Genomic DNA, 18,598 nt, shown 5'->3' with positions numbered 1-18,598 from the left:
GTCGATGACTGGGTGTCGGTCCGACGAGCCTTGGGAGTGATGGGGATATCGTCGTTTGTCGCAGCGGGACGATGTGCGGTGTGTGGTCGGTGTGTCGATACCAGTGACGTGTTCGGTGGGTCGGGTGAGGGTCGGTTCGAGGAGATCTGAAGCCGTTGCCGATCACGGCGCTGAGAGCATCTTCGGCGAGGATGATGCCGGCGAAGGGATGGCGGTGATGAGGCTTGTTCATCGACGAGAGTCCGCGCTGCTGACGAGTAGGTGGAGGAAGCTCGCTGCACGTCAGGCACAGTGGTTGATGGTGGTGTGCTGTGCCGCGGGGGTGGGATGGTGCTCGCCGATAGCAGCTTCTCTGGACCGGTCATCCGGTTCGGTTTCCGGTCCGGTGGGGGGGAGGCGGGGCGGGTGGTCGTCGAGCGGCGCCGTCGACCGGGTGGGGTGCGGTTGGGTGCTGTTTCGTGTTTTGAATCTTTTGTGGCACAGTGGTTTTGTAGTCCTGTTGGTGTCCATGGTTTCACCGGTTGTAATGCGCATGACAGTTCGTACGCTATCGAGTTCTGTGCTTGGTGTGTAACGGGATTGGTAGTGTGGTGTGTTCCGTTGTCTGGCGTTGTCTTCGGATGTGGTATGATGGGAGCTGATGTCGGACGGAGTCATTGCAGCGCGGCGGTGGTGTGTGCGGCGCGCAGCGCGTCCCGGTCTGTCGATGCTCTCCGGTGTGGCATTGAGGTGGACGATGAAAAATGTTGGTGCACATAAATATGTATCGCGAGCGGAGCGCAGCGACGCGCGGCGACGGCAACGTGATGGACTCCCGCCGAGCCGCGCAGCGGCTCCCGAAGGGGAGCGTAGCGACCCCCTTCCCCGGCCGGAGCGCGGGAGCGCCGGGGAGAGCGCCGCGTCGGTACGCATTCTCCATTCAATGATAATTCCGCCAGATCAATCCGGGCTCGTGCCTACATATTCCCCAAGTCACAGGGCAATCCAGGACGGCATTGCCACCGAAAGATCGTCGGACTGCCACACCGCATCACCCGTCACCAAGACGAGGCCCGAAAAGCGATGAAGTACAAGGCCGTGGGCAACGAGGACCCGGTTCGCGCCCCAGGTCACCCAACGGTCGATTGCGCCGGCATAGGCGCCTCGCCCTTGCTCCGAGACACCGCGCGTCCAGAGGCCTGGACCCGCGGTGCCAGAGGCGATCGCCTGCGACCTAGCTGCCGAGAGCTTCGTCAGAGGGGCAGACCTACGTCCAGGGCCACCAGGACACCGGACTCGCGGGTCCACGGACCGTCCCTCGGCGGGCCATCGCGCCTGCCCCCTCACGAGCCCCGAGATCCGGAACTGTCGGCAATGGTCACCCTCCGAGAAGCAATCGGCACCGCAGTATGGGCCTATCAAGTCGGCGACGAACCCTTCGAAAACGAAGGCCACCGCATGCTCGCCGACGCCTTGACGCTGTTCTGAAGCCCAGATTTACAGATGCGCTCACGCATCACGGAGTCCGGCGCGCGGCCGGGAAAGCTCGGCGATGTATCGATCCAAGGCAGTTCCTGCGAGTATCCCGCGCCTGTACAACGGACCATCCCTCCCGCCATCCACCGGTATGTTCGGTGTTCGGTATTGACCGAACACCGAACACCTGCCAATCTGGAGTCGTGGACCTCGAAACCCTCACTGTCGATGCCTTCAACCAGCTAGGCATCGACACCCAACGTATCGACGCTGCCGACCACGGCAGCAACCTCGTCGTGGACCCCGCAGGCCTGGCCTTGCCGATCCGTATGACCTGGCGTTCCCTGGTCACCGATAACGTCGCCGAACGGCTGCTCGCCGACGCCCCCTATTCGGATGTTCCGCTGCTCGTCGTCGCGAACAGGGTGACCGAGACCGCACGCACCCTGCTCACCCGACGACGCAGCGGTTACCTCGACCTCCGAGGACGGTTGGCACTCCGCACCGATCGCGTCCTCATCGACGCCCCGATCGAACCGCTCACCGAACGAGCCGGCCGCTCGAACGCCCTGGCAGGAAAGGCCGGACTCGAGGTCGCCACCGCTCTACTGCTACGACCCGAACACCCTGTGGCCGTGCGCGAGCTAGCCCGAGAGATCGGTCGTTCCCCCAGCACGGTCTCCGACATTCTTGCCGCGCTGCGACGCGACGGTCTCATCGACACCCACAACACGGTCTCAGGAACCGAACTGTTCTGGAACGTCGCTGAGTACTGGCCGACCACGCGGGCTCACCTGGCATCATTGCCCGCCCCGGGCGACGCAAGCGTCATACGGCCGTTGCGGCTCGGACTCGATACGGTGGGAGTCGAACCCGGTTGGGCGCTCAGTGATTCCGCCGCGGCATCCGCATACGGCGCACCCGTGGCCTTCCGGTCCGACCAGATACTCGACTTCTTCGTCGCCGACCAGTCGATCCTCCGGCGCGCCACCACCCTGCTCGGCGCAGCACCCTCGAACAGACACGCACGCGCCACCGTACGCGTCGCGCCCGTACCCGCAGCAGTCCAGAACCGGATCGACACGGACACCAACCCATTCGAATGGCCCCTGGCACACCCACTGTTCGTCGCCCTCGACCTCGCTCAAGACACCGGACGCGGACGCGAAATCCTCGACATATGGACCCCCGACGAGCGGTGGACCCGTGTCTGGTAACCACGTCACCTTCTTCGGCGACGCCATGTCCGCCGTCGCTCACGGCATCATCGAAATCCGCTCCCTCCTCCACCGACCACCCGTCATTGTCGGCGGACTGGCCGTGCTCTCACGACTGTCCAATCCCTACCGCGCCACCGTCGACCTCGACCTCGTCGACCGACTCCACGACGCAACACCCCACCTGGAAATACTGCGCGCCGCCTCCGGTGCACAACCGATCGAACCAGCTGCAGTCCTTCTACCCACCACCTACGGCCCCGTCAAAGTCGACGTACTCGAAGTACGCCAGATCGAACTCGACCACCCCAGCGACGACCCCGGCGACCGACTCCACGCCGCCGCACACGCCTGGGCCAACGACACCGCCACCGACATACACATCGAAGTCATCAGCAACCACGGCGACCACATCGACGTCACCACCCCCGTCGCCGAACCCGGACCACTGATCGCCATGAAACTCCAAGCAGTGATGAACCGCTCCACCAACAAACAAGGCACCGACCTCCTCGACATCGTGCACGGGACCTGACCCCGGTTCTTGGACACGCTGATTCCAGCATCTGCTGGGAAAGCGAGATGATTGAGAACCATGGGACGGAAGAATTACTCCGAGGAGTTTCGGAGGCAGGCGGTCGACCTGTACGAGTCGACTCCTGAAGCGACGATCCGCGGGGTCGCGGCGGATCTGGGTGTCGAGCGCGGCACCATGCGTCATTGGATCGACCAGTACGGCACCGGTAGGAAAAGAGCCGTTGCCGGGGCCGTCACCACCGGCGCACCCCGAACCCGCCCGCGTGCGGGCGATGCCGGTGATGTGCCGGAGACCTCGGACGTCCGGATCGCCCGCCTCGAGGCCGAGAACGCTGCGCTGCGGGCGGAGACGACCAAACTGACCACCGAACGCGAGATCCTGCGTCAGGCGGCCAAGTATTTCGCAGGGGAGACGAACTGGTGAGCCGCTTCCAGTTCGTTGCCGACCACTGCGACACCTACGAGGTGAAGCGGCTGTGTGAGCTCGTCGAGATCGAGCGATCGTCCTATTACGCCTGGCAGCGGGCTGCGCCGTCGAGAGCGGCGCGAGCCGAGGCCGATGCGCGGCTCGCCGAGCGGATCAAAACCGTACACACAGGGGACAACACCTACGGGGCACCGAGGATCACCGCGGAGATCAACGACGGCGTCCCCGCAGAGGAGCGGGTCAACCACAAACGGGTTGCCCGCGTCATGCGCGAACACGGCATCGTCGGGTACCGGCGACGCCGCGCAGTGCGCACCACGATCCCCGAGCCCGCCGATCAGAAGGTCCCCGACCTGGTCAAGCGTGACTTCAGTGCGAGTGAACCCAACCGCAGGTACGTCGGCGACATCACGTATCTGCCCATCGGCGACGGGACCAACCTGTATCTGGCCACGGTCATCGACTGCTATTCGCGGCGTCTGGTGGGCTGGTCGATCGCTGACCACATGCGCACCGAACTCGTCCGTGATGCTCTTACCGACGCGAAGCTCACACGCGGCAGCCTCGCCGGTTCCGTCTTCCACTCCGATCACGGATCGCAATACACAGCAAAGGATTTCGCATCCTTGTGCGCCGAGCTCGGGGTCATCCAGTCGATGGGTGCGGTCGGTACCAGCGCCGACAACAGTCTCGCCGAGTCGTTCAATGCCGCCCTCAAGCGGGAGGTCCTCCAGGATGCCGGCTCCTGGTCCGACGCGGTCACCTGTCGGCGTCGGGTGTTCGCCTGGCTCGTCCGATACAACACACGCCGCCGGCATTCCTGGTGCCGGTACCTGTCCCCGAACGCCTACGAAACCCGGTACGCCGCTACGCTGGTGTCCGCGGCGTAATCCACCACCGTGTCCACGAATCGGGGGTAAGGCCCCACCTCAGCCTCGACCCCGCCACCCGCCGCACCGCACTGACCCAACTCCACACCGTCGACCCCGCCATCGCCCACGACATCGCACTACACATCGACCTATGGTTCACCCGCAAACGCACCCACTCCCTCCACCGCATCCACACCGCCGGCGGACACGACATCACCACCGACGACCTCGACCTCGTCACCGAACTACTCACCGACGCCACCCACCGCTGAACCACAGCAACCCCCGGCCACGCATGAGCACAGCTCGGCGTGGACTCGAGTCAAGACTGCGTCGGAGATCAGCGGCGACGTCTCCGGAAACGTGTTCTCGAGCCTGGAGACGTATCTCCTCTGGGCTGCTCCACCATCAGTCTGTAATCCCCTTTCTCGCAGGCTGGATGGCGTCGCTCTACGAACCCGAGTGCCCCGCCCGAGCTCAGAAGCGTTCCGGTCGCGGGTTGATGGTGTCGCTGTCCCACTGCACACTCATCTCCACCGCCACCTCGAACGCTTCCAGCCCGGACGATGCGAGGATCGCCTCGACACACTGCCTGGACCCACCCACATAACTGGCCATCAGATCGATATCCGTCGCCACACACCACGCACGGTCCTGCGGCCACCACAGATTCGGCGAAAGCAAACTGCGGAACCGGCTGTCTGCCGAGGTGATCACATCGGCGATCACGAACATCCCCATCCACCCCGCCTGCATACGTCCGGCGCGGTCACGCACATCATCGAGGATGCTGTTTCCCTCCCAGATCGCGAACCAGCACCGGCCCGCAGTCGTCGTGAAGGACGCAAGCACGGCGATCAAGGCCCGGGCAGTCGCACCGTCCAGATCGCCGATCGCCGGCCCTTCGTCCCACAAACCCGCCTGCCCCCGACCCCGGTGCGACGCGGCAGTGATGAAGTCCCACTCCATCAACGGATGCGCGATACGTCCGTTCGCCTCCGCCACTTCACCCCAGGTGACAGGCTCGACCTCACCGGCGGCAGGACCGGTCCGCCGATGAGCCGGATGGAGAACCCGGGCGTAGGCCTCGAACACCGGCGGCGCCACATCCCCGACCAAGATGCCGCGATGACCATCTGCGAATCGCGACAGCCCCTCGTGCACCCACGCGCCGGCCGAAACATCCTGCACGAAACTGTCCGCCGTCCACACGAACCCAGAGCCTGCCACGACCTCGCCGAGACCACGGCGAACCGCGGCCCCCGCGTGTTGCCATCACAACCTCGTGCACGGGACCTCGAGGTGGGAGCGCGAAGCTACTGCCCGAAGGTGAAACGCAGGTTCGCGTTGATGAGCTGTTCACGCGCTTGCGCATCCGGATGATCGTCTCGTCGTCCGGTATCGGTAGCGCCAAGACCGTCCGCCGGTTCCTGCACTGGCGCGAGATGGGACGGCGGCGTTTACTCCAGCCCAGCTCCTCGAGCTGGGTGGCACCGAAGCTGCTGTCGCACTGTTTATCTGGGATCATGTCGCGTCCTCTCGATCAGTACCCGCAGCGGTTCCGCCGCCGGCCGCTGGCGCCCCCGCTACCTCAACCGACCGGAATAAACACCATCCGCCTGTCTCAGGCAGGTTGGCAACTTCCGTGCTCAAGGGCGAGTCCACCGGAACTGTCGCACCCCTCATGCGCAACGATCAGGAGAACGCGGCCTGATTCTCACCGGGCCGCCACTGAAGGTCCACGGAGCTCGGGACATCCCCACCACTACGGGACCCGGTCCCGGGTTCAGGCAGTAGCGCGGTGCGGCCCCGGGTGTCCGACACGGCGGATGCACGTCGCCCGCGCCCGCGGCATATCCGCACCGCAACGTTCCTCGGTCCGACGCTTGAGGACATCGGTCGCGTCGCCGTAGTCCGATCGACTGCGGGCCGCGCGCATCACCGCTGCTAAAGCAGCATACTGGTTGGGCTGGCCCGACTCGTCGTATCCGTCGCGCATCGCCGCTTCGGCCTCGGGGCGGGACACAACCACGGCGAGTTCCTCGGGGAGAAGTCCGAGTTGCACTAGCGCGCGGACGAGGTGCGCCTCGGCAGGTTGGGGCGTGTAGTCCCAGCTGTCGAGCCCCACAGTCTCGGCAATGATGTCCAGCAACGCGAGGGCGTCCCAGACCTGCGTGGCCTCCTCCTCGGTGAGCTGCCCCGACCGCACGAGGGCGTTCGCGACGTCGTACACCGCGTTCCCGGTTCGGGGGCCTGCGCAGATCACCTCGATGAGCCCGACGCCCTGTTCAATGCGCGCGGAAAAGATGACGCGGTGCCTCTTGTTCAGCACCTCTACGGTGTTCAGGCCCGCGAGGCGGTCGGTGGCCGACTTGTTGCTCAACGGGTGCTTACCGACCGGATTGCCGCAGAGTGCCACGACGTCGGAGATCACCGACTCCCGTTCGTCGGCCGTCAGTTCGTCGAGGTAAAGCAGGAACGGCTCGGAGAAGACGATCTCCGCCTGATCATCAGGCAGTCGCTCGTTACCGCGCATCCGACTGCGTGCGCAGTTGCGCCGCGCGCTCTCGGACACGACCGGCGTCGACGCCGACCTTCGCGCACAGCTCGTCGAGGCTGTACCGGCGGGAACGCTGAGAGGCCAGATCAGCCGCGGCTTCCACCACGGCCCAGGCGGCGTCGCGGACCTCGCGGACCTCGGCGTCAACACGTGCAGGAGAATCCACGACGGCGACCACGCGACCGTGACTGGTCAGAGCCACACGCTTCTCCTCGCTCAGCTCGGCGAGGGCTGATACGCCCCTACGCGCCGCGAGGGACACGGGTATGTTCACGGTCGAGGTCATGCTGCAACTCTATACATATCTGTGCAGTGTTGCAATGGAGGGCCGCTCGGACTGATCACCGCGGGCCACCCAGCGCCGGCAAATCCACCCTGCTCAGCCAGCAGATCGCGCACCTGCAGGACCATCGGCGGACTCGATGCCGACATCATCAAGGACCACCTGATCCACCAGACCGTCGACGACGGGATCTACGGCGACCTCCTCGAACACGCCCTCGCCGACGGCCACCCGGTCGCGACGCCGCGGCCGAGCCCGTCACCGATCAGGTGATCCTCGAGCCGATCCGCATCGAGGACACACCAACCGTGTCCTGCCAGACCACGGGACTCGATCGCGGTGGACTTACCGGCGCCGGGAACGCCCGCGGTGACGATCGCGCACCGGCCACCGCGCTCGACGCCGTCCTGCTCAGAGAGATACGCCTCGACAATCGCACCTTTGGTGCGACGGCGTGGGTCGTCGGTGTACAGGCGAAACGACGCCCGGTCACCACCAGCGTCGAGTATCCCGCCCGGGGCGCACCACGAGTCGAGAACGGTGTGGGTCTTGACGCACAGCTGTTCCACTATCGGCGGCTCGCCGCCCGCCGCGCCGCGGTGACCTCGAACAGACGCTGATAGTCGGTATCGGAGAGCAGATCCCCCGCGCGTTCGATCTGATCCCAGCTGCCGCGCACGTAGACGTCGGCATTCGGGTCGCCCTCGGGCGGGCCACTGAAGGTGTAGTCCCAGTGCTCGAGTTCGTCCATCATCTGCTCGTGATCGAGCTCACCGACCGCATACCGCAGCAGTACCTCACGAGGGGTGCGCTCGCGGATATCCGGCCGCAGACGAGCCTTCTTCAGTAGTCGGCTGATCTCGGGCTGCTCCACCCCGACACGGCGTGCGATCTGCCGCTGCGACCATCCGTCCTCGACCGCGGCGAGGACGGCGCGGATCTTCTCGAGCTGCGCAAGTTCCGCGCGCGGGGAGATCGCACGCAATTGCCGCTCGATATCGTTCTCGAACGCCACCGACATCGTATTCACCACCTCAACTGGTCATATACCAAATGGCATCACTAGTAGGTGACGGACAGCGCGGCCACGACGAACCCGTCCACACCGAGCACCCGCAGCGGTCTTCATCCGAGAACCCCCGCCACCTGCTCGATACCGTGGGCGAAGCCGTAAGAGCCCCCTACCCGGCACCTACACCGCCCCGACCCGACATCCGGTCATCCTTGGTCGTCGGGTGAAACGATCCGCGTCTTGCGGGAGAATCGAGCGGGAGAGCGGCGGTCAGGCCGCAGGGTCAGGATCCGGGGGTGGAGCGATGGCGGTCGAGCAGACTCCGGGCCAGGTCGGCGACCTTGAGATTCATCTGCTGGGAGGTGCGGCGCAGCACGTCGAAGGCCTCCTCGGCGGACAGATTCTCCAGTGCCATCAACAGCCCCACCGCGGTGCCGATCTCCCGGTTGTTCGCCAGCCCGGTGCGCAGCGAGGCGATGTCCTGCTCGCGGCTGACGGCGGTGGCGGTGACCGAGGCGAACGCCGCGAGCACACTGGCCTGCCCGGCCGCCGCGGTGGTGAAGGCTCCGGCGGTGGTGGAGAACAGGTTCAGCGCGCCGACCTTGGTGCGGTCGATGAGCAACCGGAACGCCATCACCCCGCGCACCGGGGTGTCGGCGAGCATCGCCTCGGCCAACTGTGGCCAGTCCGATCCGGCCCGCAGGTCGGCCTCGATCTGCGGGATCTGCTCGTCGATGGCATCGACGCACGGGCCTTGCCCGAGCTGTCGTTCGAGGTCATCGATCCGGGCGGCGACCTCACTGGTGGCCGCGACGGTGATGTACTTCTTCCCCTGCCGCAGCATCACGCTCGCATGGTCGCAGCCGGGGATCAGCACGGTCGCTGCGACGCAGATCGCCGTGTACACCTCGCTCGGGTCCGAGGCGCTGTAGAGGATCTCCGCCAGCGCGGAGAACACCGTCGCCGGGTCGGCGCGGGTGGGCTCGGGAATGAGAGGCTGGTCCACTACTGGGTCCCTTCCCTGTCTCCACCGGCGCGTGTTTCTACGATGATTCCACCCCTGCCCGCTCGCCCCGAGCGCGGGCACCCCCGGGGCTGCTCACGATATCGTCGAAGCCCGCACCCCGAGCCGGACCGTCACAGAGTTTGCCGGTACACGGCCAGCACGGTCACATCGTCGAGGGGAGGCCGGCCGTCCGCCAGGGCCCGCACCGCAGCGATGAGTGCCTCCGGGGATCGATAGTCGGCGACGAACCGGCCGAGCTCGACGCGATCGCTGTGCTCGTCGAGCAGATCGAGCAGCCCGTCCGAACAGATCACCAGCATCTCCCCCGGCCTCAGTTGGGTGCAGTGCGAGGTCCACACCGTCTCGGGCAGCACCCCGATCGGCAGATCGCCGCCGTCGAGAAAGTCGGTCCTGCCGTCGGCGCGGCGGATCAGGGCCAGTCCGTGTCCGGCATCGACGAAGTCCACCTCCCCGGTCACCGGATCGACCGCAGCGACGAAGGCGGTGACGAACACCCCGGTGCGGTCACAGTCGTCGGCGAGATTCTCCGCTGCCAACGTCAGCGCCGACCCGGTATCGAGGACGCTGCAGGCACTGTCGCCGAAATGCTCGAGCACCCGCGCCGCCCCGCGCAGCGAGGATCGGACTGCGGACGAGACCAGGGCAGCGCCGAGGCCTTTACCCATCACGTCGGCGACGGTGAGCACCACGCCTTGACGCAGCCGGTAGTGGTCGTAGAAGTCACCGCCGACGACGAACGCCGGCAGGCACGCCGTGGCGATCTCGACACCGGTTACCCCTGCCAGTGGTGATGGGAGAAGCTGGTTCTGCAGCGCGGCGGCCCGCTCGAGTTCGTCGGCGCGTTCGACTTCGCGTTGCACCCAGTCGGCGATCTCGGCGAACGCCTCGACTTGTTCCGGCTCCAGCTGCCGCGCAACGGTGTCGTAGATGCAGAAGGTGCCTACCGGATGCCCGGTCGGACCGAACAACGGATATCCCGCGTAGAACCGGATACCACCTTCTCCCCCGATACCGGGGATGGTTCGGAATGCCGGATCGGCAGCCGCGTCGGGCAGGATCAGCGCCGGATCGTTTCGATGCCGATAGGCCCGGGCGATTGTGGTGCGGCACACCGTGTTCTCCCGCGGCACCTGCACCAGCTCCAGTCCCTGAATCGACTTGAACCACTGGCGGTCCCGATCCATCAGCGACACCGACGCCATCGGCACTCCCAACACCTGCCGCGCGATGCGGGTGGGCTGCTCGAATCGTTCCTCCGGGGCGGTATCGAGCAACCCGAGTCGCTGCACGTCACGGATGCGTTCGTCTTCGCCAGGTGCGGGGACACTCCACGAGTCGGCCGTCGTCACAACTGATGCTCTTTCTCCTGCTGCGTCGGTCTCGGCCATGACGCCCACTGGACGCAGACAAAGACTTCCCAATACCGAACGGTTTCTTTCTGTGATGAAACCACACCGATCCCCTTTCTCACCGACATCGGGTCGGCAACTCGGAGACGCAAGAGCGTAGGGCGACGGTCATGTTCGGTCGGTCATCTCACCGGCGGGCTGATGCTCGTGAAACCGGTGCACGCCCCGCGGACCGGGGGCCCGGCGACATCTCGTCGATCATCGGCACCGGGGCGCCGATGAGGCATCCGGACCTCCTTCGGGCGGAAGGTCGGGGCCCGGCAGGTAACGGGGGCCCGACCTGCGTGACCGACCGAAGCAGGGTGCCGGCCGGTCACCGCGCGGGCATACCCGGGACCTGACCCCGGTTCTTGGACACGCTGATTCCAGCATCTGCTGGGAAAGCGAGATGATTGAGAACCATGGGACGGAAGAATTACTCCGAGGAGTTTCGGAGGCAGGCGGTCGACCTGTACGAGTCGACTCCTGAAGCGACGATCCGCGGGGTCGCGGCGGATCTGGGTGTCGAGCGCGGCACCATGCGTCATTGGATCGACCAGTACGGCACCGGTAGGAAAAGAGCCGTTGCCGGGGCCGTCACCACCGGCGCACCCCGAACCCGCCCGCGTGCGGGCGATGCCGGTGATGTGCCGGAGACCTCGGACGTCCGGATCGCCCGCCTCGAGGCCGAGAACGCTGCGCTGCGGGCGGAGACGACCAAACTGACCACCGAACGCGAGATCCTGCGTCAGGCGGCCAAGTATTTCGCAGGGGAGACGAACTGGTGAGCCGCTTCCAGTTCGTTGCCGACCACTGCGACACCTACGAGGTGAAGCGGCTGTGTGAGCTCGTCGAGATCGAGCGATCGTCCTATTACGCCTGGCAGCGGGCTGCGCCGTCGAGAGCGGCGCGAGCCGAGGCCGATGCGCGGCTCGCCGAGCGGATCAAAACCGTACACACAGGGGACAACACCTACGGGGCACCGAGGATCACCGCGGAGATCAACGACGGCGTCCCCGCAGAGGAGCGGGTCAACCACAAACGGGTTGCCCGCGTCATGCGCGAACACGGCATCGTCGGGTACCGGCGACGCCGCGCAGTGCGCACCACGATCCCCGAGCCCGCCGATCAGAAGGTCCCCGACCTGGTCAAGCGTGACTTCAGTGCGAGTGAACCCAACCGCAGGTACGTCGGCGACATCACGTATCTGCCCATCGGCGACGGGACCAACCTGTATCTGGCCACGGTCATCGACTGCTATTCGCGGCGTCTGGTGGGCTGGTCGATCGCTGACCACATGCGCACCGAACTCGTCCGTGATGCTCTTACCGACGCGAAGCTCACACGCGGCAGCCTCGCCGGTTCCGTCTTCCACTCCGATCACGGATCGCAATACACAGCAAAGGATTTCGCATCCTTGTGCGCCGAGCTCGGGGTCATCCAGTCGATGGGTGCGGTCGGTACCAGCGCCGACAACAGTCTCGCCGAGTCGTTCAATGCCGCCCTCAAGCGGGAGGTCCTCCAGGATGCCGGCTCCTGGTCCGACGCGGTCACCTGTCGGCGTCGGGTGTTCGCCTGGCTCGTCCGATACAACACACGCCGCCGGCATTCCTGGTGCCGGTACCTGTCCCCGAACGCCTACGAAACCCGGTACGCCGCTACGCTGGTGTCCGCGGCGTAATCCACCACCGTGTCCACGAATCGGGGGTAAGGCCCCCCCTTCCGGCCGGATCATGCGCCCCCGGAAATCCCCACCCCCTCGCCGAGGATGGACCACATCAACCTCTCGCCCCTCGTCGACCGAAACCATCCCCCAGCAGCTATCGACGGGGGTTACCGTCCGATGAACCTTTCCGTCCAGACCGGCCGATACTGCGATGATGAGGGCCCGAGGCGGGTGAGCAACGCGCAAGGGACGGAACGCACAGCCGCCCGGCTCTCCAAATCCCCCAGCTCGGCCCACTACTCCACCGACACCGCTGGCCCTATCAACCAGCTACCGGGAGACTGCTCGCCGATCCGAGGCTAGAACCGCACCTCCTCCCAGACCCGCGACACAAGCACAGATGACGAGCAGCGAGTCTGCGTACGATCGGGCGAACGCTCATCGACCCGAAGCACCCGACATCTCCGATGCTCGTCCGCCGCAAAGCGTGGCGAACCCGTCGGCGCAGGTCACGCATGGTGTACCCGACCTGCACCGATGGCAGAGCCACGGTTGACGCAAGAGCACTACCGGTGCGGAGTCAAGTCGTTGACCCCTCGTCGAGGTGTTCGATGTGGTTGTGTTACAGCGTTTTCCGATGACCAGAATGATCATCCGGTTCGGTGGTGCACCTGTGGACTGCGGATCGGCGCGGCCCCTGGCAGGGAGGCCGACGGTCCCGGAGGTCTGTTGCCCTATGTACCTGCTCGGTAGTGCCACCTCGACCATCGTTCGCGTCGGCAGCGGCCGTGTTCTCGGCGAGGTGCATCTGCTCGGACAGCGATCCATCACGCCGGTCGCTGCATTACGACGTTGTGCCTTTTCCGCCTGTGCATAGCTCGGTAGGCTAATCGGCACCACCGGCACCCCCTGCGCGGTGGTCGAGACCCCGCCGACACGGCTTCCGTCCGACCGGTGGGGTCTTTTCGTCGATGCACACCCCTATCGCTGGTGCCGTGAGGGATGGGACGCTGAACGAGGCCGGATCGGATGCGCCCTGCAGGGGGCCGCGCAACCGTTCCGGCCGCCTCCGTGCACCGTCGCTCGAAACGCGTGCCATCGAACACGTATGTTTACGATCCGCCGGCCTGGGTACGCCGTGCGTACCCAGGCCGGTCTATCCGGATAGCTCAGCTCGGGGAGGCATCGCCGGTTCAACCCAGCAGCTGGCGATGCCGTCTTCGACCGACACCTCGCATCGGACCACTCGCCCTTTGACGACGAACGCGAACCGCCACGGCCCCTCGACCAGGACGACAGGACAGACAGCAGCACGCTGCGCGGCGTCAACGAGTTCCGGGGTTCCTTGCTCAGCGGTGCACACGGACTCCGCCGATGGAAGAGGCCTCAACGATCGATGGTCCGGTTGTACCTTCCCTCGGCGCTGGGCACCAATGCAATTCGGAATCGGAACCCGATCCACGGACATCCCATGGAGACGACGGTGTTTCACCGACGAGGAGAAACCATGGGTTTCGTGTACTACATCCTTCCCGACGGCCGCGAAGCCGGCTACGGAGTCGAGGCCGAATGCGACGATCCCGAATGTCACCAGCGAATCGACCGGGGACGCGGGTATTTGTGCGGGCACAACCCCCTCGGGCGTAAGAAGGACGACGAAGCCGGATGCGGCAACTACTTCTGTCACCGTCATCTGCCCGACCACCGGTGCCCGCTGCCGGAATGCGGCGTGCGCTGCGACGACGAACTGCCGTGCTCACTGGTGGCCGGCCACCATCGGCCGCACCGCAACACCGCCGCCCGGCCGGGCAGGCGTCCACGTCGACGCACACCCCCGAGCCACCCGTGAACAGCTCGCCCCCCGGCTCGCTGCGGCCGGTGCGGTCTGCGGCCGAGGGTGCCTCCGGTGCCGTTACCGGCGCGTGACTTACTCGGGTGTGCCCAGGTCACCGGCCGCCCAGCCCCGGTGAGCGTAGGATCGAGGTGCCGGGGCCTGAAGTGCGAGACCATTCCCGGTCTCGTCGGCGCCGTCGATATGAGCAGGCCGCCCCGCGGCCCAGTCAGGAGCGTCACGATGACGCTGCACCACGCCCGGATTCGCTTGGATCGATCCTTTTCTCGTTATCCCGCCGGGCCTCGGCGACTCCGCGGCGACTGCCGGGGCTATCGGTTCCGGTCGATGGCCGCTGACCCGGACGTCGGATGCCGATACCGGCCTCGATCCGAACCTGAAGCGGGAGAAGGAACATGACCAGCCCGGCGCGACGCCCGTTCACCAACGGTGACCTGCGGCGTTTCCAGGCCACCGCCGATGGTGGACAGCCCTTCGATGTGCCGACCCGCACGGTGCGGCTGCTTCTGCGCGACCCTGATGACCGTTCCACCAGCGTTGACGGCGCCTGGTGGCCACGGGGCGGCAACCTCACCGTCGAACTCCACGACCTGGTCTGCGCACTGACCCACCGCCTGGGACGAACCGAACGGATCGCCTTCGACTGGAATGCCCTGAGCATCTCGCAACGAAGTATCGATCCCCCCGACGGCATCGACCTCGTCGGACCGGCACCGGATCAACCACGCAACCAGATCCACGTTTTCGGCCGGCACGGAACCTGCCTACGTCTGTTGCTCATCGAGCCCACGCTCGCCGCCGACCGAGCGTACGAGGACATGCACGAAAGCGTGACACCCGAGCCGAACAGTCTCGAGCATCATCGATAGTCGAACCGCAAGGGCCCTCGTGGCAGTTCTGTGCCGTCATGAGGAGTGCGGATGTGTGCAGCGTTCATCCGGTCCCGCCGGCTCGGTGCAAGAGTCCAGGCACCTGAGTGTCCAGGCACCTGAGTATCGAAGGCGCCCCAGGTTCGCATCCCTGCAACGGAACCCGACATCTCCGAACCGAGGACCTGACCGTCGAACGAAAGGCACTGAATCATGCCCGTACCCCCCATCATCGAAACAATGCTGCGGGCCCACTACCGTCTCCTACGTGTCCCGCTGGGGCTGCTCGAACAGCACCTGCCGCGTGATCTCGAGCAGGGCTCTCCGATTCATTCGGCCTGCCGGCAAATATTGATCACCTGTGACCGCACCGCCGCACGCGTCCTGCACGACGAGTCGGCGACCCGTGCAGCCGACCGCCTCGAACACCACCACACCGCCGAGCGTCACGCCCACACCCGGCAACAAAGCGACCGGGACCGGCAGAATGCGGCCGTACTCGACCGGCACCGCCGCCGGTTCGTCAACCGGCACTACCGGTCCGGGCACACCTCACCACCAAGACCAACACCGACCGGATCACCCACAGCCACGGACAAGGGACTGTAAGAACAACGGTGTAACTCTGAAAGGAGATACGCCACCATGACTGATGTGATTGATCGTGAGGCAGAGACGAACTCAGTTCAGCCGAGTGTCAGCGATGCGCGACTGAAGGAGCTGGTCGAGCAAGCGCGGGCCGAAGGGTTGCAGTTGACCGGCGACGGTGGGTTGTTGGCGAAGCTGACCAAGCTGGTGGTGGAGTCCGCGCTCGAGGGCGAGATGGATGACCACCTCGGCTACGGCAAGAGCGACCCGGCCGGCAGGGGCAGCGGCAACTCCCGCAACGGCAGGCGAGCCAAGACCGTGTTGACCGAGGCCGGTCCGGTCGAGCTCGACGTGCCTCGGGACCGGGATTCCTCCTTCGAGCCGAAGATCGTGGCGAAGCGGCAGCGGCGGCTGACCGGGGTGGAGGACATGGTGATCTCGCTGTCGGCCAAGGGGTTGACCACCGGTGAAATCTCTGCGCACATGGCCGAGGTGTACGGCGCCGAGGTGTCCAAGCAGACGATCTCGACGATCACCGAGCGGGTGATGGACGGCATGGCCGAGTGGCAGAATCGGCCGTTGGATCCTGTGTACCCGGTGTTGTTCATCGACTGCATTCACGTCAAGATCCGCGACGGTAATGTGGCCAACCGGCCGATCTACGTCGTGCTGGGGGTCACTGCCGACGGCACCCGCGACATTCTGGGGTTATGGGCCGGCGAGCACGGCGACGGGGAAGGAGCGAAGTACTGGCTTCGGGTGTTGTCCGAGCTGAAAAATCGTGGTGTGCAAGACGTTCTGATCGCCGTGTGCGACGGTCTGAAGTATCTGCCCGACTCGATCGGGCAGGTGTGGCCGCAGACCATTGTGCAAACCTGCGTGGTGCACCTCCTTCGCAATACCTACGCCTACGCCTCTCGTAAGGACTGGGCCGAGATCGCCAAGGACCTCAAACCGGTGTACACCGCGCCGACGGAGCAGGCCGCGCTGGACCGGTTCGTCGAGTTCAGCGACAAATGGGAGAAACGCTATCCCGCGATCATCCGGCTCTGGACCAACGCCTGGGCCGAGTTCGTGCCGTTCCTGCAGTTCGACAACGCCATCAGGCAGGTCATCTACACGACCAACGCCATCGAGAGTGTCAACGCCAGGATCCGGAGAGCCGTGAAGGCTCGCGGTCACTTCCCGACCGAGGCCGCGGCCCTGAAATGCGTGTACCTGGCCATCATGAGCCTCGATCCCAAAGGCACCGCCCGCCAACGCTGGTCCAACCGCTGGAAGGCAGCACTGAACGCCTTCGAAATCACCTTCGACGGACGCCTGTCCACCGGACGAAAGTAACGACAAATCAACCAGTTACACCGTTATCTGGACAGACCCACGGACAACCGCGACACCGCCGGTGAGATGTAGTCGGGCCTTGACCCCAGTCGGGTCTGTCCCTAGCTCCTCTGTCAAGCAGCGAGGTCTATAAGTGATGATTGGTCCGCGACCATGGCTCGGAAGACGACGTCGGGGGTTCCCCCTGAAGTGAGGACATCGTGAACACTGGATCGTGAGGATCCAGAGGAAGAGATGTCACTGATGGCGATGAAGGCATACTCGGCAGAGTTCAAGGCCGATGCCGTCGCGCTGTACCTGTCCGACCCGAACCACACCTATGAGGGCATCGGTAAGGACCTGGGGATCAGCCGAGAAACTTTACGCAACTGGGTACGCGCCGAACGTAAACGAACCGGTACATCCGAGGCCACACATCCGCCCCGGACGCTGAGGTCGGGGCGCGAGGTATCGTCCGAGTCCGTGTTGGAAGAAGAGAACAAGCAGCTCAGAGCGCAGATCCGGAAGCTCGAAACCGAACGGGAGATCCTGCGCAGGGCCGCGAAATATTTCGCGGGCGAGACGAACTGGTGAGCCGCTTCCAATTCGTCGACGACCACCGCGACACCTTCCCGGTGAAGTGGCTGTGCCAGATCCTCGAGGTGTCCCGCTCCGGTTTCTACCGGTGGCGGGCCTCGGCGCCGGCCCGGGCCGAACGCGCCCGCGCCGATCAGGAGTTGGCCGAGCAGATCCGCGTTATCCACGCCGACTCCGACAGCACCTACGGGTCCCCACGGGTGACCGCGGAGCTGCGGGAGGCCGGACTCGAGGTGAACCACAAACGGGTCGAGCGGGTGATGCGCGAGCACGGGATTGTTGGGGTGCATCTGCGCAAACCGGTGCGCACCACCGTGCCCGACCCGGACGCGGCTGCGGTCCCGGATTTGATTCAGCGGGACTTCACCGCGAGCACACCGAACACCCGCTACGTCGGGGACATTACCTACCTCCCGGTTGGTGACGGCAAATTCCTGTACCTGGCAACGGTATTGGATCTGCACTCCAAGCGTTTGGCGGGGTGGTCGATCGGCGATCATATGCGCACCGAACTGGTCACCGATGCGCTGCGGGCGGCCGCGTCGGTGCGCGGTGCCGGTGGGTTGGACGGCGCAATCTTTCACAGCGACAACGGGACCCAATACACCTCGACCGACTTCGTCGATGTGTGTCGTGAATTGGGGGTGACCCGCTCGCGAGGCGCGGTCGGAACATCGGCGGACAACGCTGCGGCGGAGTCGTTCAATGCGACGTTGAAACGGGAGACGTTACAGGGTCGGAAGCGTTGGAACAGTGCAGGTGACGCGCGCGCCGACGTGTTCCGCTGGGTCACGCGCTACAACACGAGAAGGAGACATTCCGCTCTCGGTCAGAGCTGTCCGATCGAATTCGAGAAGCGATCGGCTACGCTGGCCGCTGCCGCATAGGAACTGGTGTCCATATCACTGGGGGAACGCCCATCACCTTC

General features: G+C 65.3%; 17 protein-coding genes. 10 read left to right on the top strand and 7 right to left on the bottom strand.

Going from position 1 to position 18,598, the window contains the following annotated elements:
- The first annotated feature begins 1,658 nt into the window (after positions 1-1,658).
- The 4 genes from GON09_RS28210 to GON09_RS28195 all read left to right on the top strand — a co-directional run bounded on the left by GON09_RS28210 (position 1,659) and on the right by GON09_RS28195 (position 4,780).
- Positions 1,659-2,672: a winged helix-turn-helix domain-containing protein gene (locus tag GON09_RS28210; protein ID WP_244867073.1), complete on the top strand. Its 1,014-nt coding sequence runs from the start codon at positions 1,659-1,661 to the stop codon at positions 2,670-2,672.
- Complete coding sequence (locus tag GON09_RS28205; RefSeq protein WP_244867072.1) at positions 2,662-3,207, top strand: nucleotidyl transferase AbiEii/AbiGii toxin family protein; 546 nt, start codon at positions 2,662-2,664, stop codon at positions 3,205-3,207. Before GON09_RS28210 ends, GON09_RS28205 begins: the two co-directional genes overlap by 11 nt.
- A 60-nt stretch (positions 3,208-3,267) precedes the next feature.
- Positions 3,268-4,526, top strand: a protein-coding gene (locus GON09_RS28200; RefSeq protein WP_374195413.1) for an IS3 family transposase whose coding sequence is annotated in 2 segments (ribosomal slippage) — positions 3,268-3,619 and positions 3,619-4,526 — 1,260 coding nt in all. Because the reading frame shifts where the segments join, the coding sequence is not laid out codon by codon here.
- Positions 4,460-4,780, top strand: coding sequence for a hypothetical protein (locus GON09_RS28195; RefSeq protein ID WP_213935201.1), 321 nt, complete (start codon positions 4,460-4,462; stop codon positions 4,778-4,780). Before GON09_RS28200 ends, GON09_RS28195 begins: the two co-directional genes overlap by 67 nt.
- A 205-nt stretch (positions 4,781-4,985) precedes the next feature.
- Here GON09_RS28195 and GON09_RS28190 read toward each other — a convergent pair whose 3' ends face one another.
- From GON09_RS28190 to GON09_RS28160, 7 genes are all read right to left on the bottom strand, one after another.
- Positions 4,986-5,699 carry a hypothetical protein gene (locus GON09_RS28190; protein ID WP_307854597.1) on the bottom strand — a complete coding sequence of 238 codons (714 nt, stop codon included), beginning with the start codon at positions 5,697-5,699 and terminating at the stop codon, positions 4,986-4,988.
- Positions 5,700-6,294: 595 nt separating this feature from the next.
- The gene (locus GON09_RS28185) at positions 6,295-7,044 is read right to left on the bottom strand and encodes a hypothetical protein (RefSeq protein ID WP_213935199.1); all 750 of its coding nucleotides are present in this window, start codon (positions 7,042-7,044) and stop codon (positions 6,295-6,297) included.
- On the bottom strand, positions 7,034-7,354 hold the full coding sequence (locus GON09_RS28180; protein WP_213935198.1) for a hypothetical protein: 321 nt from the start codon (positions 7,352-7,354) through the stop codon (positions 7,034-7,036). Before GON09_RS28180 ends, GON09_RS28185 begins: the two co-directional genes overlap by 11 nt.
- Positions 7,355-7,542: 188 nt before the next feature.
- Positions 7,543-7,920, bottom strand: coding sequence for a hypothetical protein (locus tag GON09_RS28175; protein WP_213935197.1), 378 nt, complete (start codon positions 7,918-7,920; stop codon positions 7,543-7,545).
- Positions 7,920-8,372, bottom strand: a complete 453-nt coding sequence (locus GON09_RS28170) for a hypothetical protein (protein WP_213935196.1) — start codon at positions 8,370-8,372, stop codon at positions 7,920-7,922. Before GON09_RS28170 ends, GON09_RS28175 begins: the two co-directional genes overlap by 1 nt.
- A 274-nt stretch (positions 8,373-8,646) precedes the next feature.
- Positions 8,647-9,369, bottom strand: a complete 723-nt coding sequence (locus tag GON09_RS28165) for a GAF and ANTAR domain-containing protein (protein WP_307854596.1) — start codon at positions 9,367-9,369, stop codon at positions 8,647-8,649.
- 131 nt (positions 9,370-9,500) lie between these two features.
- On the bottom strand, positions 9,501-10,778 hold the full coding sequence (locus GON09_RS28160; RefSeq protein WP_213935195.1) for a PP2C family protein-serine/threonine phosphatase: 1,278 nt from the start codon (positions 10,776-10,778) through the stop codon (positions 9,501-9,503).
- Positions 10,779-11,200: 422 nt separating this feature from the next.
- Between GON09_RS28160 and GON09_RS28155 the strand changes: the two genes are divergently transcribed.
- The 6 genes from GON09_RS28155 to GON09_RS28130 all read left to right on the top strand — a co-directional run bounded on the left by GON09_RS28155 (position 11,201) and on the right by GON09_RS28130 (position 18,557).
- Positions 11,201-12,459 (top strand): IS3 family transposase gene (locus GON09_RS28155; protein WP_374195413.1). Its coding sequence is split into 2 segments (ribosomal slippage): positions 11,201-11,552 and positions 11,552-12,459, totalling 1,260 coding nucleotides; the frame shifts between segments, so codons are not numbered across the junction.
- A 1,492-nt stretch (positions 12,460-13,951) separates the two neighbouring features.
- Positions 13,952-14,293, top strand: a complete 342-nt coding sequence (locus GON09_RS28150; protein WP_213935194.1) for a hypothetical protein — start codon at positions 13,952-13,954, stop codon at positions 14,291-14,293.
- A gap of 398 nt (positions 14,294-14,691) precedes the next feature.
- The gene (locus GON09_RS28145) at positions 14,692-15,165 is read left to right on the top strand and encodes a DUF5994 family protein (RefSeq protein ID WP_213935193.1); all 474 of its coding nucleotides are present in this window, start codon (positions 14,692-14,694) and stop codon (positions 15,163-15,165) included.
- A 213-nt stretch (positions 15,166-15,378) separates the two neighbouring features.
- Positions 15,379-15,774, top strand: coding sequence for a hypothetical protein (locus GON09_RS28140; RefSeq protein WP_213935192.1), 396 nt, complete (start codon positions 15,379-15,381; stop codon positions 15,772-15,774).
- Positions 15,775-15,810: 36 nt separating this feature from the next.
- A complete protein-coding gene (locus GON09_RS28135; RefSeq protein ID WP_213934750.1) occupies positions 15,811-17,094 on the top strand; it encodes an IS256 family transposase in 1,284 nt (427 codons plus the stop codon).
- A 243-nt stretch (positions 17,095-17,337) separates the two neighbouring features.
- Positions 17,338-18,557 (top strand): IS3 family transposase gene (locus GON09_RS28130; protein ID WP_213935265.1). Its coding sequence is split into 2 segments (ribosomal slippage): positions 17,338-17,647 and positions 17,647-18,557, totalling 1,221 coding nucleotides; the frame shifts between segments, so codons are not numbered across the junction.
- The last annotated feature ends 41 nt before the right edge of the window (positions 18,558-18,598 follow it).

Source organism: Rhodococcus sp. B50 (assembly GCF_013602415.1).
GTDB lineage: Bacteria > Actinomycetota > Actinomycetes > Mycobacteriales > Mycobacteriaceae > Rhodococcus.
Note: the sequence above shows the minus strand (reverse complement) of the source record. Positions and strands in the feature narration are given on the sequence as shown.

Excerpts from the sequence above, each read along its gene's own strand:
- GON09_RS28185 (WP_213935199.1), bottom strand. The coding sequence starts at position 7,044 with ATGCGCGGTAACGAGCGACTGCCTGATGATCAGGCGGAGATCGTCTTC.
- GON09_RS28180 (WP_213935198.1), bottom strand. The coding sequence starts at position 7,354 with ATGACCTCGACCGTGAACATACCCGTGTCCCTCGCGGCGCGTAGGGGC.
- GON09_RS28170 (WP_213935196.1), bottom strand. The coding sequence starts at position 8,372 with ATGTCGGTGGCGTTCGAGAACGATATCGAGCGGCAATTGCGTGCGATC.
- GON09_RS28160 (WP_213935195.1), bottom strand. The coding sequence starts at position 10,778 with ATGGCCGAGACCGACGCAGCAGGAGAAAGAGCATCAGTTGTGACGACG.
- GON09_RS28150 (WP_213935194.1), top strand. The coding sequence starts at position 13,952 with ATGGGTTTCGTGTACTACATCCTTCCCGACGGCCGCGAAGCCGGCTAC.
- GON09_RS28145 (WP_213935193.1), top strand. The coding sequence starts at position 14,692 with ATGACCAGCCCGGCGCGACGCCCGTTCACCAACGGTGACCTGCGGCGT.
- GON09_RS28140 (WP_213935192.1), top strand. The coding sequence starts at position 15,379 with ATGCCCGTACCCCCCATCATCGAAACAATGCTGCGGGCCCACTACCGT.
- GON09_RS28135 (WP_213934750.1), top strand. The coding sequence starts at position 15,811 with ATGACTGATGTGATTGATCGTGAGGCAGAGACGAACTCAGTTCAGCCG.